Raw genomic sequence first — 13919 nt, forward strand, 5'->3', positions numbered from 1 at the left:
CGGATCAGCTGGTCTGCCGCCAGATGTCGTTCAGCACCTGCTGCACGGTCTGCTCCTCACCGGGTGCGCCGGTGACCGCGACGCCGACCAGCCACCACTGGCCGCCGCTGCTGAACGCGCGCGTCATCATCAGCGCGAACGGTTTCGTCTGCTTCACCGTGAGCCAGGTCCGGTTGTCCTTCGCGGTCGCCGGGACCGGCGCCTTGAAGACCTTGGTCCACTGCTGGTCGAACGACGACCGGTCAGCCAGGCAGCCGGCCAGGTCCTTGCACGGATGCAGCGCGATCCGCAGGTCCGGCGTGAGCCTCGGATTGCCCACGCCGTCATCGGTCTGCACCCGGCGGTAGGCGATCGTCGACGACTCGCCGAGGTAGGACACCGCCGGCGGTCGCGGCCAGCCGATCGCGAACGGGAGCTCGGCCGTGGTGATCACCTGCACGTCGGTCCCGGCCGGGTAGGTCGCGCCGATCAGCCCTGGGCCGCCGTCGGGCCGGAGGTACGGCGCCGTCGTGACCTTGCGGAACGCCGGGAGCAGCACGGTCGACGGGAACGGGGACGGGCTGACCGCGGCCTGCGGCGCGGCGTCGGGCTTCTCGTCCTTGACCGAACTGCCGATCGCGGCGCCGACGGAGTACGTGACCGTGAAGACGATCAGCACGATGACCGCGACCACCAGGTAGATCCAGCCGCCGATCTTGCGGCGGTACTGCCGGGCGATGTCGATCTTCGAGGGCTTGGTATGTGCTGCCACCGCTTGTGGTGCGGGTCCCGCTTGTGGTGCGGGTCCCGCTTGTGGTGCGGCTCCCGCTTGTGGTGCGGGTCCCGCTTGTGGTGCGGCTTCCGTTTCTGGTGCGGGTGCGTAGGACGGAACGGAGCCGTTGCCGGATGGCGGCTGGGTCGGCGGCTGGGCGCCGTACTGGCTGAGCTGGGTGCGGACCGCCTGCAGCGACTCCTCGTCGTTGCCGAGGATGCCGTCGAGCGGGTCGATCAGGCGCTCGGCGCCGGACTGGCCGGGGATGAGTTGCGTGATCGCGTACGGGCGCGTGGCGCTGAAGTTCGCCGCCCACAGCGGCGTCTCCTGTTGCTCGGGGTCGAGCGCGGCGTCCCGGCCGGCGCGGACCAGCCGGTCGCGCACCACCGCGTCCTTCGCGCCCGCGTCGCTCAGCACGAGCGCGACGACCTCCATTCCGGTGAAGCTGCGGCCGCGCCACAGCTCCGCGAGCGGGTGCCGCAACAGCCGCTGGTCGAACTCGTACCCGGAGATCTCCGGCGTGCTGTTCATTTGCTCTCCCAGACGGCCCGGTCCGCCAGCACCAGCACCGCCTGCTCCGCGACGTCCGCCTGGATCGGGCTGGCCGTGTACTCGACCTGAACGACGATGTCCGCGCGCTGCACCAGCGTCTTGACCGTGAACGACTCACCGGCCACACCCCGAACGGTCCGCGCCGACTTGGTCGGGTACTGCCGGTCCGGCACCTTGTCCAGCGGCGACCGGTCGAAGGCCCGCTTCGCGGTCTGCTCCGGCCTGAACGGCGGCTGCCCGGCCCCCGCGTCCGCACCGGCGTACGGCGTGATCGTGACCTTCACCGACGCCGAGGTGAAGCTGCTCGACTGCTGTCGGCTGACCGCCGCCTCACAGGTCACGGTGGCGGTCCCACCCTGGTTCATGGTGACGGGCGCCGTACCGCTAGATGCCTTGGGCAACATCACGGACACGTCGCCGATCCGGGCACACACGTCGGCCGGCAACGTCCTGGCCGGGAGGATGTCCTCGGGCTCCACCGGTTCCCCGACCGCGTACCCGAATCCCGCACCCGCGACCGCAGCCACTCCGCACGCGATCGCCGTACCCCGCACCAGTCGACTCGCCATACCCGCGACCATAGCCACGCATAGGTCCTCCGTGACCGATCAACGTCCCGCGGGCCGGCCCGCTTCTGCTCATGCTGCCTGGCGGGTTGTTCGATCGCTGACGCCATATATCCCGCCAGCGCTGACACAACCCGCCAGCCTCAGCCGAGCAGAGTGCTTCGCCGCGACCCCGCCGTACGGCTCCCCTGGGGCCGATTGGCCTCCACCCACCTCCCCCATGTATCGTTACTCGACGTTGTCCAGCGCTCGTAGCTCAACGGATAGAGCATCTGACTACGGATCAGAAGGTTGGGGGTTCGAATCCCTCCGAGCGCGCAAACAAAACCCCAGGTCAGCCAGGTGGATGACCCGGGGTTTTCGCGTTTCTGAGGGTGGTTGACCCCCACGGCTGACCCCAACGTCACTCGCCGTCCCGCTCGTGTCGGAGGTCGTGGAATCGAATCCGCCGAACTCCGCCCAAGGCGCGCCTTCGAGGGGTCGGAATCGGCCTGCTACCTGGAGGTGGTCGCGGTGCGTCTTTCCCGCCTGCCGTTCAGACCAGTCAGGACCTATCAGGAGACGCCAGAGGGGAGGACGCGAGGGGGAGATCTGTGCGGAGGGCGCCAGCAAAGCCCATGACGATGGCGCGCGACCCGAGCACAATGGCGCCATGTTGCAGGGGATTGCTCCGGATGGGGAGACGCCGACACCCGCCCTCGTCGCCGCGTGGCTGGTCATGGACACCCTGCGTGCAGAGTCCGTGCCGATGTGGGCGGCCACCTGGCTCGTTCAGGACTATGACGGTGAGTGGTTGGCGGAGCTAGCCGGCCTCAGTGGACGGGACACCCGTGAGGTCCGCGACCTCCTCCCGGCAGCTCTCGCGGACGCGGGCGTTGACCCTTTGTCCTCAAGGCAGGCCGCCCTCAAGGTGGCATACGACCACATCGCCAACATGCATCTCAGCGGCCGGGCCCACTGGACCTGGGCCGTCAATCAAGTCGTCGAACTTGTGATTGGCAACGGGTACGCCTCCGAGGTCTTCGAACAGCCTCTGGGCGCTTTGTGGGGAATCGACGATGAACTGGGCGATCCATGGAGCCGGACGGAGGATGAGCTAGCCGGCATCGTCCGCCGGGCCTGCATCGAGCAGGTGCAGCAATGATGGAGGCGCCCGCTTTCCTTCTATTGGTGTAGAGGCCCGCGAAAGACCCCGACCAGCTGTCAACGGCTCCCGACCCCAGTCCGACCCCAACGACCCCTAACGACGGGATTCGCCAGGGGTTGAGGGTGATGCGTTCGAGTGCCTTCCATGTGCCTTTGAGCGGGTGCGCGCAGGGGCGCTGATCAAGGTGTTGCGGGCCTGGTTGTCGGGGCTGACGTTGCGGCCCTTCGTCGGGACCATGATGCCGATTCCGACGCCGGTGTAGCCCTTGTCGGTCAGGGTCGGCAGGCCGTGGGCGGCGGCCGGGTACAGCGCGGGCAGTGCGTGTTTTCGGCGGCGGTGATGTCGTGGGTCGAGCCCGGTTCGACCTGGCTGACCCATTCGGGGTAACCGGTCGAGCCGGTGAGGACCTGGATGTTGCCGCAGTGTTGTTTGCGTTTCCGGAGTACCACAGGTCATGACCGCTGTCGGAGGGTGCGCTGACCCGGGTGCTGGAGATCAGCGTGCCGTCCAGGCACACGAACGCCCACCCCTCGCGCACGGCCTCGGCCAGCACGTCGGACAGCTCGGCTGCGTGGGCGGCGATCACGTCGATCGCCTCGTGCAGGTACCGGTAGCCGGTCGCGATACTCACGCGCGCGTCGTGGGCCTTGCGGTGCGCGGTCAGCCAGCCCGCGACACACCCCCGTTCACCACAACGTTGCCTCAGACAACGGCACCGCCCAGATCATCAACCCCGGTGAGAAGACCTCGCTGTATGCCGACGGTCCTGCGCCCCGTATCAATCGGCTCGGAGCAACCATTCTGGCGGCAACATCAAAATGCCGGTCCCGTGTCGCTTATACCGTTGGCACCTACTACGATCCGGCGCCCATCGGTATTCGCCAGACTGGCATTCGTACCTGTTCGAGTTATATCGCCCAGAACGCGGAAGATGCCCGCATGAGCCACCAGAAGCACGACTGGGGCAAGGCGTGCGGCGGCGTGCAGCCCTCGAACAACTCGAGCGGAAAAGGTATCGAATGCCTCGCTGTCGCCTGGAAGGGTCGCCGATGTCCCGCCTCTCCACGCAGCTAGCGCGCCCGGAAACCTGTCCTCGATCTCCTCGGCAGTCAGCCCCGTGAGCGTCCTACTCCAGCGTTCGCGGATGTCGGGCAGCTGTACTGGTGGAGCGAGCTCGAGCGCCTGCGCAACGATGCGGCCAGTCTGTCGAGCGCGACTCAAGTCAGAGGTCGCCACGGCGCCGATTCCCGCGCCACGACAGTGTTCAGCAAGCCTGGTTGCTTGTTTCCTACCAAGGTCGGTGAGTGGTGGATCAGCTTGCCCGGCCCAGCGGCGTTCGTCATTCCAAGTCGACTGCCCATGGCGAACCAGGATTACTTCACCCGAGGTCATTGGGAAATACTCGCATCTTCATGTGTGCGTGCGGTCCCTTGCGCAGCCACTGATAGGCGGCATGGGTGCAGTCCAACCGCTTGCCAGCACGCCTGATCCGGCACGCCAAATCGCGCAGAAGAGCCGACGCAACCAGGTGCTTATCGTCGGAAGGACCCGCCGCCCAGACACGGTTCGTGCCCGACGCGCCAGCTCGCCACCTGTCATCGCATCACCGTCCGGCACATGCTCGAAGCGGCAATCGGCGCATGAGAAGTTCAGTCAGCTCCGGGTGGTCATCGCGCGGCGAGACGTGCAGGCGCTGATCTGGTCGCGGCAGCGCAAGGACCTCACCGACCGTTTCCCGATGTCGAGGCTGCCGCCGTGCGCGAGCTGCCCAACCGTGTCGTGCTCGACGGCGTATGTGAGGTGCCAGAGGTCGTGTATAACACGTCTGCGACGGACCGATGAGCGTCCCGGATTCCTGTAGTGGACGCTCTAGGTTCGCGGTGTCTACGACACGGCGGGAGAGCCGATGCGGGGACAGCGGGTGGCTCCTCTCGAGGCTGGTGAAGAGTCGTGGACGGTGCTGGGCGATGACTGGCGGCAGGTGGCGCCGGTCGAACGGTTCTTGTCTCACCTGACCGATCAGCGGCGCTCGCCGAACACGGTCAAGGCCTAAGCACACGACCTCAAGGACCACATCGATGTCAAGGTCACCACCAGTGTCGGCACGGTCCCCATCACGCCCGCCTCCACCGACCTGGACCCCTGCTCCACCAAGCCGACCAGGCCATGTACGCCGTCAAACACAGACGAAACTGAAGCTCATCACCTCAAGGGAGACGGGGGGACCTCACTTCTTGACTGCATTGCGGAACGCCACGATGGTGCCGACGACGATCACCGCGACCGCGCCGCGAGGCGCGAGGTCCGACGGCGAGATGCCGCTCACTACCCCCAGCACGACCACGATGATCAGGATTATCGCGACCCAAAGCTCCGGCTTCTTGAGCAGGTACGCCGCCTTGCGCTGCCACGTCACAGGGCTCCGCGGGATCTCGTCGGGCTCGCGGGCCGGCATCGTGACACACAGGTCCGGCGGGACCGCCGCGTCGACCACCGCCACCGCCTGATGGCCGTTCCTCCAGTGCGCCGGTTCGATCTGCACCTGGTAGCCGTCCCGCCGGATGAGTTGCCGTCCGCCGTCCGGATAGGCGACGACGGCCGCGAGTTCGTCGTACGACGCCGAGGTCACACCGGATGGGGTTTCGATCTGGGCAGCCTTGCGGCCGACAGTCAGCTCCGCCTTGGTAACCGGCCAGCCCGCAGGCTTGAAGCGCTGCCCGGTTGTCACGGAGGTGGTCCGCGGCGGACCGGCGAGCCACGTCAGCTGCGGATCGGTGGTGGCGTCAGGATCGACTGAAAGGAGCAGACTGCTCCACATCGCTCGAGCCGCCTGCGCTACGTCATGGACCGTAGTGGCGTCGGCCTCGGCGGCCAGCTGGTCACGGTCCTGCACCGGGCGTCCGAACAAGACGTCGCGGGCGGCCAGATACGGCATCCAGTTCTCGGCTGGCTCCGTCTTGATCCGGCGAATCTCCTGGTCCAGGTCGTCGCGCAGGTCGGCCGGGTCGGGACCTCGGTCCCGCAGCCGACGGAGTACCGCCAAGCTCTGCGCGACCACCGTTGGCCGTGCCTCGGGCAGGATGTCGATCCCCGCGGTGAGCATCGCGTTCTCCGCGTCCACCAGCTCGTACGACGACCAGCCGCTGTACCCAACCCCGGCGCCGTGCCGGAATCCGCGTTCCAGCCCGCGCCGCAGGGCCCGCGTCAGCGACGGGCCCGCATACGACCGCGACATCACACCCGAGAGTGCGACCGAGCCTGTTGGCCCGGCGAATCCGGCCGGCAAGGGCTGATCGCACGGCATCGCAGGCTTGACAGGCCACCGCGAGCCGTCAGCAAGCGGGAGCCGCAAGCCAGCCGGCGGCGGGCCGGTCAGCGCGAGTACGGCGTTCCCGCGGGCGAACGCCTGCGCGGCGAGCGACTGCAAGTGATACGGATCGGCGGTGTACAGCCCGTACTCGTCGTAAGCGGCCAGACCAGGACCTTGCGCGCCGTACCGCCACAACAGGTGCAGGGCGATCGGCCCGGCGTGCCGCGTGGCGCTCTCAGCACGAAGGACCCGGCGCTCGTGCTCGAGGTCTGCGAAGTTCGGAGTGCTCAACCAGCGACAAGTCTGCTGCAGAAACCCCGCGACGTCATCGGGCTCGCCTTCGACGTCGAGGGTGGTGTGCAGCATGCTGACGGATCCGTTGACAGGTGCACGGATCGAATCCCGGCCATGCAGGGCAAGGTGCTCGAGCAGGTGCAGCCAGCCGTGCGTAGGCAACGACGCGTCTGCCATCCCGACCCGGAACCACAGACTTGCCCGCATGCGGCGCTCACCAGGCACCCAGTAGACGGGAACCCCGTCCACCTCCGTCGCCCGTAACTCCCCTACCATTTCCCGACCCCCCACGCGCCAGAAGACGTGCCGGACCATCTTGCCGGACCGGCGCCGCTCTGGCTCCCCATTTCCGCTCGTTTGCCACTTTTGACATCCGTGGCGGACCGCTGTCAGCTGCCGAGAGCGGATAGGGCGTCGTTGGTGAGGCGGTTGACGGTCCATTCGTCTTGGGATTTGGCCCCTAGGGACTTGTAGAAGTCGATGGCGGGGCGGTGTGGAAAGTGCGACGGCGGAGACCTGCCTGTCCACCACCGGTGCTGCCCGCTGCGCAACCCTGACGCCCTCGACCAGGTCGTCGTGGTGGTGTGGCCGCCGTTCGGGCAGCCAGCCGATCCGCGAGCGGCGAGGCGAGACGATGCCCCGGGTACGGCGGACTGACCCCGATGCGGTCCGGCCGCCTCCGGATCTGGTCGGGCCGGTCGACGTCGAGCTGACCCATGCGGTCGAGGAGATTCCCGGCCCGAACGCGCTGCCCGGCGGCAGCCGGTACGAACCGAAGTTTGACGGATTTCTTCACTGAACTCGTCAAGTAGACGCTGGGGTGGCCGACGGGAAGCTCGGAGGTTGGGATCGAGCGGCATCACGGGGCTGGCGCAGGCAATGCGGCGACCAGGGAATGGCGCGACGACATCCCATCCTGTTGGCAGCCGATGACCCCGAACGGCCAGGCTGAACGATCCGGCGCATCACGCGTCTCTGGTGGACAGCAGGTCGAGCGCCCGCGCAGCGGACGTGAGCACTACGTCTGCTGGTTCTGCTTGGTTGTACTGATGACCCCACGCCGCTGCGGCACTGAAACTGCCGGCGGACTTCGCGGCACGCAGATCCAGCGGCGAGTCTCCAATGTAGGCCGCGTCCTTGGGCTCGATGCCGAGTTTCTTCGCGGCCAGAAATATGCCGTCCGGTGCCGGCTTCGCGTAGGCAACCTGGTCGCCGCCGATCAGCACGTCAACCGGCAAGCCCGCGGCCTTTAAGAGCATCCCCGCCGCCCGCGTACTGGCACCGGTGAACACCGCCCGCGCCCTGCCTTGGGCTTGGAGGGCACTGAAGGTGTCGGGCACCTCCGGATAGGGCGCCACTTCTACATCTTCAAGCTCCCGGTAGTACACATCGGTCTCCGCCTCCGTCAGTGGCCGCCCAACGAGGTGCTCCAGAATGACTTCCGGTGTGCCGCGCCAGTACGCGTCGACAATGTCGCTCGGATCGAGATCGGGTCCTCCCAGCGCCCGCACTGCCCGAACGAACGCGGCGGGCACCACCGCAGTGGTGTCCAGCAAGGTGCCGTCGATATCCCAGACCAGCTCTTTGACAGTCATCCCGAGACTTTCTGACAACCCCAAAGCCAAGTCAACCTTTTCTGAAGTCATCAAAGCGGCCACGGCCGCGCCTGATGCATAGCTGAACCAGGTTTGTCCGGTGCGTGAGGGCTGGGTACTGGGGCTGGAGGCAACAACCATTCGCGGGAGAGGAGCAGGCCATGGCTGGCACCAGTCCCAGAAGGGGCCAGGGGTGGACCCGACGCCCAGGTGCAAGAACTGCGTGAACTGGCCGAACGGAACACGTCGGTCGGTGTCATGACGATGAAGCTCGGCCGGTCTGAGGATGCGATCCGGTCCAAGGCGAAGTCGGAGGGGATTAGCCTGTCGCCGCCGAATCGTTCGCCGTACGGCGACATGAGCTGAGATCCAGGCGCATGCTGGTGCCATGGCGGGGGTCTGGCGGTGCGGGAGGTGCGATGGGGCGAACGTCCCGGAGCATCACCGGTACTGCCCGCACCGCGACCCCCGCCTCCTCCAAATTCGACGGCTACCTTCACTGAGCCTGTCAATAGTCCGCGAGCGGCTACCCGGTCGGTAGATGAGCTGTAATTCAGTACCGCGTGCCGGGTGTCAACGCATTCCCGTACCGCGGTGGAGCGTGCGGGTGTTGAACGCGATTACCGTTTGTGCGGGTGCTAGCCCGGATCTTTCGTGACTCCGGCGTTCGCTGTGGTAGCGGCTTGATGGCTGGTGTTCGAGGCTGATTCTTGCAGGCGGGTAGGACAAAGGCCCGGGTGTCGTCTCGGGTGGACGCCGGTTCCACGGGCCGGGTTTGTTGCGGGGGCGCGGTGCTGGGGTTTGTTCGTTAGCCCGGGGTCGTGAGTGTGCGGATCCGGGTGAGGCCGGTGTGGAGCACGGTGGTCCGGGCGGCGTTGCGGGCGAGGTGCACGATGGTGCGACGGCCTGTTCGGGCGAGTCTGGCGGCGGTCGAGAACAGGCGTAGTCGGAGGCGTTTGGGTTCCCAGCGGCGCGCTTGGTGGGTGGTGCCGTCGGGGTCGGTGAAGGCGAGTAGCTGCATCCAGGTGGTGAGTTCGCAGGCCAGGGCGACGATCGCGCACCAGATCTGGTTCTGGTCGAAGTCGTGCAACGGGAGGTTCCTGAGTCCGGTGTCTTTGGCTGCCCGGATGCGGTCTTCGGCGCGGGCGCGGCGGCGGTGGCGTAGTTCGAGGTCGGCGAGCTGGCCGCGGGGCGTGTTGGTCGCGAACGCGGTGATCCGGTGGCCGTCGATGTCGGTGAGGCGCAACTGGGCGCCTGGGTGCGGGCGTTCTTTGCGGGCGATGACCCGCATCCCGGCCGGCCAGGTCTTGAGGTTGAGTAGGGCGGTGACGTCGGCGACCCAGGCGCCGTCACGGACCCGGCCGTCGCTGTCGATCGCCGGTGTCCAGGCCTGCTTGGGGATCCGGGGCAGGGCTTGGGCGAAGTCGTCGGGCAGGGTGAACCCGACCGAGTACGACAGCCGCTGGCCGGTGATCCAGTCGAGGAACTCGTGGGTGCATCCGGCCGCGTCGGTGCGGATCAGAACCTTCCGCCCGGGCCGGGTTCCCTGTCGGTGGCCGGGGAGTTGTTTGAGGGCACCGCGGACCACGGTGATGTGGTCGGAGGCGGTGTTCGATCCGGCGTTCCCGGGCCGCAACATGACCGCGAGTGGTTCACCGGATCCGTCGGGTCCGTGGTCGACGAACGCGCACAACGGATGGAATCCGTAACCCCGCTTGAAGGTTGGCGCCGCGCCCTGCTTATCCGAATGCGCACCGACCAGGGTCGCGTCCAGGTCGACGATCAGCGGATTGTCGCCATCGCGACCAGCGTCGGGCGCGTGGTGGCCGGCCAGCGCCCACACCTGCGCGCGTGCTGTGGCCCGGGCAGCGTTGATCGCCTTCAGCACGGCCTCGACGTCGCCGGCCAGAGCGTCGACCGTGCGTGACACGGTCGGATCTGAGGCGACCGGACCGAACAGGCCGGGTTCGCCACGCAGGACCGCGATATCGGCCAGGCAGTCCCCGCCCAGCCCGAGCGCGATCGCGAGATCGGTGACGATCTTGGCCGGGTCATGTCGCGCCAACGGCTTGCGCCACGGCGCCAGCACCCGCGACAGTTCCGCGACCAGGCCGCTGGCCCGGACCGCTTCGGTCAGCAACAGGCCACCTGCCTGCGACACCACACCCGATCCGGCCGCATCAACGCGGACACACGGATACAACCCGGTAGTCTTCACCTCGAAGGTGCTCCTCGATTCGTGACGCCATGGTCCTAGACAAACCACATCGTCGCTGGTCAGGAGCACCTTTCAGTTCAAGGACACGACCTCACGCCCATCACCGTGAAAGCGCCGGGCTAGGCGGGACTGCTCGGCGTGGGCAGATGGGTGTTGTCGTCAGGGGGGAGACGGGGCTGTCGCTGCCGCCGGTTCGCGTGGACGGCTTGGGGACGTCGCCGAACAAGTCGTCGCGTGCGCCCTGGTTCACGGCACGGCGAGCGGGGCGGCCGTGTGATCGCGGCTGGTCTCACCTCGGTAGGAGAACCCGGACTTGGTCTCTGATCTCTTGCACGATGTCGTCGACCGGGTTGGTGACGTTGATTGTCGCGGCCATGCTGACGAACATGATCGCGGAGACGATGTGCGCGAGCGTTGCGGCGTCGCCAGCGCTGTGGCTCTGGTCTCGCTGTAGCACCTCGGCGATCGCCTTTTCAGTCTGCACGGTCAGGACGAGGGCGTCGCGGTGGTGGGGCTCCTGGGGGTCGCCGAAGACGATCTCTCGCAGGTAGGTCCTGCCGTTGTCGACCTGTTTGCGGTTGCACTCCACGACCGGGCGGACGATCGCCATCACCGCGTCGAGCAGGTCGGGGATGCTTTCGGCCGCCGACCTGCCTTGCGTGAGCGCTTCGGCGTAGGTGGAGTTCTGCACGAGCAGGAGGAGTTCGCCCTTGGTCTTTGCGTAGAGGAACAGTGTGCCCGCGCCGATGTCGGCCTTGTCGGCGATCTCCTGGGTGGTGACCTCGTCGACGCCGCGCTCGGCGAAGAGCTCTTGGGCGGCGGAGGTGATGCGGTCGAGCTTCTGCTGCTTGTTCCGCTCGCGCCGGCCGACTGGTTGGGAGTCGAGTGGCATACCTGCCGTCCTTGTCTGCTGTGTGGCTCCTGCTGTGTGGGCTCGAATGTGCCGGCGCTCATTCTTCCACGGCGGCGAGAGGAGCTCTGTCGTGGAGTTCCGGATAGAGCGCCTCGATCGGACCGCTCAGAGCCGCCTTGACCTGGGCGGTCAGTTCGTCGGCAATGATCTCGTACTCATTGGCCTCGACGGCGTCGTAGACCTTGGTCACGAGTTCCGTGGGCTGCATCTTGGGCCCGTCGGCGTGCGCGGCCATGCGGGTCTCGACGTAGCCCATGTGCACACCCGTCACGTGGACGCCTCGGGGTGAGAGCTCGAGGCGCAGAGAGTTGGTGGCCGACCAGAGTGCGGCCTTGGCTGCGCTGTAGATGCCGCCGAACCCGTACCAGCTCGCAACCGAGTGCACGTCCACGAGGACGGACTGCGGCGTGGCTGCGAGGATCGGCGCGAACGCGCGGGCGAGGAGGACGGGCCCGAAGAAGTTGGTCTCCATGTTGGTCCGGATGTCCGACTCGGTCACCTCCAGCAGGCTTGCGCTCGGCGGGTTTGCGCCGGCGTTGTTGATGAGCGCCGTCACGTCCGGCGCCGCGGCGGCGGCCGCAGCGATGGACGTGGCGTCAGTGATGTCGAGGGTGAGGGGGACGATGCGCTCGTCGTCCCACGGGCGAGGAGTGCGGGCCGTGGCGTAGACCTTCGCCGCGCCGCGCGCGAGAGCTTGGTGGACGAAGTGGGTTCCGATGCCGCCGTTTGCCCCGGTGACCAGGACGACTGCTCCGTTGAGGGAAGGCATGTTTCGTTCTTTCTGTTGTGGGATTTGCGGCATGCGGGCGAGCGATGCCGCTATTGCTGGTAGTGCGGCAGGATGGCGCCGTTCTTGACGTAGGTGAGGGCGGCGGTGACGTCGTAGGCGTGGATTGCGGAGGTGAGCGGTGCCAGCTGGTTGGACAGATCCGCGATCACGGTGCTGGTGAAGAAGGCATCCCGTGCTGCGGTGTCGGTGAACCCGAGGATGAGGGAGGCGTGGAAGTGCTGGTCGTCGGGGTTGTCGTGTGCGACGTTCGGGGTGTCCCACAGCTTTTCGATCCAAGGCAGGAACGTCTGCGTGCGCAGTTCCTTGAGCACTCCGGTGCCGGCGAGTGTGGGAACGAGTTGCTTCTTGATGAACGTCCGGAACTCACCGGCGCCGACCCCGTCTCTGCGGCGGAGGTAGACCAGCGCGCGGGCACCGACCGTCTCTCCCTGGCCGGCGACGTCGTACCAGCGGGACGCGTTCGGCGTACCGGTGTAGAGCAGGGTGCGGCGGAACACGTTGATCTCGTCCTGGTAGGCCAGCTGCGTCTGCTTGCGCCCTTTCAGGGGCGAGAGTGCCGAATGCAGGGTGACTTCCGCGACGCCGTCGATCTTCCGGTCGGCGGGGATCGAGGTTTCCACCCCGTCGGTGGCCGGCCACCGGCCGGGGTTGTGCTCGGCGAGGTGGATCTGCCGGTACTCCTCCAGGCCCGGAGTGGCGGAGATGATCCCTGAGTGCGGGCCTTTCCAGTGGTCCATGCCGGTTTGGCGGGGCTGGTCGGTGCGCATCCACAGGAGGATCGAGGAGGTGAAGTGCTTCTTGACGTCCAGTGTCGCGGCGGACAGTGACGTGCTCATCGTGTGGCCCTTCTCGTGCGGTTGAAGTGTTCGGGTGGTCATCGGGTGAGGAACTCGACCGCGACGGGGGCGAACGTCTGGTGGTACTGGAAGATGCCGCCGTGCCCGGAGTCGGGGTAGATGATCAGCTCACTGTTCTTGATGCGTCGGTGCAGGTCCTCGGACAGGATCGAGGGCACCATGCGGTCGTTGTCGCCGTTGGCGATCAGGGTGGGCTGGGTGATCTTCGACAGGTCGTCGGGAGCGGAGCGCCCCCACTTCTTGATCGCCTTGAGCTGCTTCTGGAACGCCGTGACCTTGATCGGTGCGTCGCGGTCGGCGGTGCGCTCCTCAAGCCGGTTGACGAACGCGCGCGCGGCGGGCTTACCGGTGGCGTTGCGGTTGAAGAACAGGAACTCCTTGGGATCGGACCGGGTCAGGGCGGCGCGCAGCATGTCCCAGTACGTGGTGCCGGCGACCTTGTCGATGTCCTTGCCGCCCTTCGGCCCGGTGCCGGTCAGGACAAGCTTGCGGACGAGCTCGGGGTGCTTCACTACGAGCGCCTGGGCGACGAAACCGCCGAGAGAGAACGCGAAGACGTCGATCGTGTCGAACCCGAGCGCGGCGATGAAGTTGTAGGCGTCGTCGGCCATCGCCTCGACACTGTCCGGCACCTGGCCCGTGGACGCCCCGACACCGCGGTTGTCGAACGTGATGACATGACGATCCTTCGCGACGGGGTCGATGATCCGGGGGTCCCAGTTGTCCAGGGTCGCGGCGAGGTGGACGAAGAAGACGACGGGGATGCCACCCTTCGGTCCCAGCTCGCGGTAGGCGTAGGTGACGCCGCCGGCGTCGACGGTGCGGGCGGGCGCGTCCTGGTAGGCGGTGATGACGTCGTCGTGTGTGTGCCTGTTCGTGCTCATGGTGTTCTCCTGTTTCCTGGTTGAAGCATGGTGAGATGGGTT

At 67.0% G+C, this 13919-nt stretch carries 13 protein-coding genes, 1 tRNA gene and 1 pseudogene; 4 read left to right on the forward strand and 11 right to left on the reverse strand.

Annotation, left to right across the window (positions count from 1 at the left end):
• Window positions 1-4 precede the first annotated feature (4 nt).
• Both AB0I34_RS00720 and AB0I34_RS00725 read right to left on the reverse strand, forming a co-directional pair.
• Complete coding sequence (locus AB0I34_RS00720) at window positions 5-1282, reverse strand: hypothetical protein (protein WP_360437119.1); 1278 nt, start codon at window positions 1280-1282, stop codon at window positions 5-7.
• The gene (locus AB0I34_RS00725; protein ID WP_360437122.1) at window positions 1279-1872 is read right to left on the reverse strand and encodes a hypothetical protein; all 594 of its coding nucleotides are present in this window, start codon (window positions 1870-1872) and stop codon (window positions 1279-1281) included. Before AB0I34_RS00725 ends, AB0I34_RS00720 begins: the two co-directional genes overlap by 4 nt.
• Window positions 1873-2114: 242 nt before the next feature.
• Between AB0I34_RS00725 and AB0I34_RS00730 the strand changes: the two genes are divergently transcribed.
• Both AB0I34_RS00730 and AB0I34_RS00735 read left to right on the forward strand, forming a co-directional pair.
• Window positions 2115-2187 (forward strand) — tRNA-Arg (locus tag AB0I34_RS00730).
• A gap of 334 nt (window positions 2188-2521) precedes the next feature.
• Window positions 2522-3013, forward strand: coding sequence for a hypothetical protein (locus tag AB0I34_RS00735; protein WP_360438150.1), 492 nt, complete (start codon window positions 2522-2524; stop codon window positions 3011-3013).
• Between the two features lie 97 nt (window positions 3014-3110).
• On the opposite strand, the pseudogene AB0I34_RS00740 reads toward AB0I34_RS00735, so the two are convergent.
• The 3 genes and pseudogenes from AB0I34_RS00740 to AB0I34_RS00750 form a co-directional block, all read right to left on the reverse strand.
• Window positions 3111-3662 (reverse strand): annotated as a pseudogene (locus AB0I34_RS00740) (transposase family protein); the annotation flags it as partial.
• 167 nt (window positions 3663-3829) lie between these two features.
• Window positions 3830-4408 carry a histidine phosphatase family protein gene (locus AB0I34_RS00745; protein ID WP_360437124.1) on the reverse strand — a complete coding sequence of 193 codons (579 nt, stop codon included), beginning with the start codon at window positions 4406-4408 and terminating at the stop codon, window positions 3830-3832.
• An 835-nt stretch (window positions 4409-5243) separates the two neighbouring features.
• Window positions 5244-6827: a hypothetical protein gene (locus AB0I34_RS00750; RefSeq protein WP_360437127.1), complete on the reverse strand. Its 1584-nt coding sequence runs from the start codon at window positions 6825-6827 to the stop codon at window positions 5244-5246.
• Between the two features lie 286 nt (window positions 6828-7113).
• Between AB0I34_RS00750 and AB0I34_RS00755 the strand changes: the two genes are divergently transcribed.
• Window positions 7114-7419: a hypothetical protein gene (locus AB0I34_RS00755; protein ID WP_360437130.1), complete on the forward strand. Its 306-nt coding sequence runs from the start codon at window positions 7114-7116 to the stop codon at window positions 7417-7419.
• Window positions 7420-7585: 166 nt separating this feature from the next.
• On the opposite strand, the gene AB0I34_RS00760 is transcribed toward AB0I34_RS00755, so the two are convergent.
• Window positions 7586-8215, reverse strand: coding sequence for an HAD family hydrolase (locus tag AB0I34_RS00760; RefSeq protein WP_360437133.1), 630 nt, complete (start codon window positions 8213-8215; stop codon window positions 7586-7588).
• Window positions 8216-8425: 210 nt separating this feature from the next.
• On the opposite strand from AB0I34_RS00760, the gene AB0I34_RS00765 reads away from it, so the two are divergent.
• Window positions 8426-8581: a hypothetical protein gene (locus tag AB0I34_RS00765; protein WP_360437136.1), complete on the forward strand. Its 156-nt coding sequence runs from the start codon at window positions 8426-8428 to the stop codon at window positions 8579-8581.
• 442 nt (window positions 8582-9023) lie between these two features.
• Here AB0I34_RS00765 and AB0I34_RS00770 read toward each other — a convergent pair whose 3' ends face one another.
• The 5 genes from AB0I34_RS00770 to AB0I34_RS00790 form a co-directional block, all read right to left on the reverse strand.
• On the reverse strand, window positions 9024-10433 hold the full coding sequence (locus AB0I34_RS00770) for an IS1380 family transposase (protein WP_360437139.1): 1410 nt from the start codon (window positions 10431-10433) through the stop codon (window positions 9024-9026).
• Between the two features lie 289 nt (window positions 10434-10722).
• A complete protein-coding gene (locus AB0I34_RS00775; RefSeq protein ID WP_360437142.1) occupies window positions 10723-11325 on the reverse strand; it encodes a TetR/AcrR family transcriptional regulator in 603 nt (200 codons plus the stop codon).
• 58 nt (window positions 11326-11383) lie between these two features.
• A complete protein-coding gene (locus AB0I34_RS00780; protein ID WP_360437144.1) occupies window positions 11384-12115 on the reverse strand; it encodes an SDR family oxidoreductase in 732 nt (243 codons plus the stop codon).
• A 50-nt stretch (window positions 12116-12165) separates the two neighbouring features.
• The gene (locus tag AB0I34_RS00785; RefSeq protein WP_360437147.1) at window positions 12166-12972 is read right to left on the reverse strand and encodes a hypothetical protein; all 807 of its coding nucleotides are present in this window, start codon (window positions 12970-12972) and stop codon (window positions 12166-12168) included.
• Window positions 12973-13010: 38 nt separating this feature from the next.
• Window positions 13011-13877 (reverse strand): alpha/beta hydrolase, encoded by an 867-nt coding sequence (locus AB0I34_RS00790; protein ID WP_360437150.1) that lies wholly within the window; start codon window positions 13875-13877, stop codon window positions 13011-13013.
• Window positions 13878-13919: the final 42 nt, after the last annotated feature.

Source organism: Kribbella sp. NPDC050281 (assembly GCF_040655855.1).
Taxonomy (GTDB): Bacteria; Actinomycetota; Actinomycetes; order Propionibacteriales; family Kribbellaceae; genus Kribbella.

Excerpts from the sequence above, each read along its gene's own strand:
- AB0I34_RS00720 (WP_360437119.1), bottom strand. The coding sequence starts at position 1,282 with ATGAACAGCACGCCGGAGATCTCCGGGTACGAGTTCGACCAGCGGCTG.
- AB0I34_RS00725 (WP_360437122.1), bottom strand. The coding sequence starts at position 1,872 with ATGGCGAGTCGACTGGTGCGGGGTACGGCGATCGCGTGCGGAGTGGCT.
- AB0I34_RS00735 (WP_360438150.1), top strand. The coding sequence starts at position 2,522 with ATGTTGCAGGGGATTGCTCCGGATGGGGAGACGCCGACACCCGCCCTC.
- AB0I34_RS00745 (WP_360437124.1), bottom strand. The coding sequence starts at position 4,408 with ATGACCTCGGGTGAAGTAATCCTGGTTCGCCATGGGCAGTCGACTTGG.
- AB0I34_RS00750 (WP_360437127.1), bottom strand. The coding sequence starts at position 6,827 with ATGCGGGCAAGTCTGTGGTTCCGGGTCGGGATGGCAGACGCGTCGTTG.
- AB0I34_RS00760 (WP_360437133.1), bottom strand. The coding sequence starts at position 8,215 with ATGACTGTCAAAGAGCTGGTCTGGGATATCGACGGCACCTTGCTGGAC.
- AB0I34_RS00775 (WP_360437142.1), bottom strand. The coding sequence starts at position 11,325 with ATGCCACTCGACTCCCAACCAGTCGGCCGGCGCGAGCGGAACAAGCAG.
- AB0I34_RS00780 (WP_360437144.1), bottom strand. The coding sequence starts at position 12,115 with ATGCCTTCCCTCAACGGAGCAGTCGTCCTGGTCACCGGGGCAAACGGC.
- AB0I34_RS00785 (WP_360437147.1), bottom strand. The coding sequence starts at position 12,972 with ATGAGCACGTCACTGTCCGCCGCGACACTGGACGTCAAGAAGCACTTC.
- AB0I34_RS00790 (WP_360437150.1), bottom strand. The coding sequence starts at position 13,877 with ATGAGCACGAACAGGCACACACACGACGACGTCATCACCGCCTACCAG.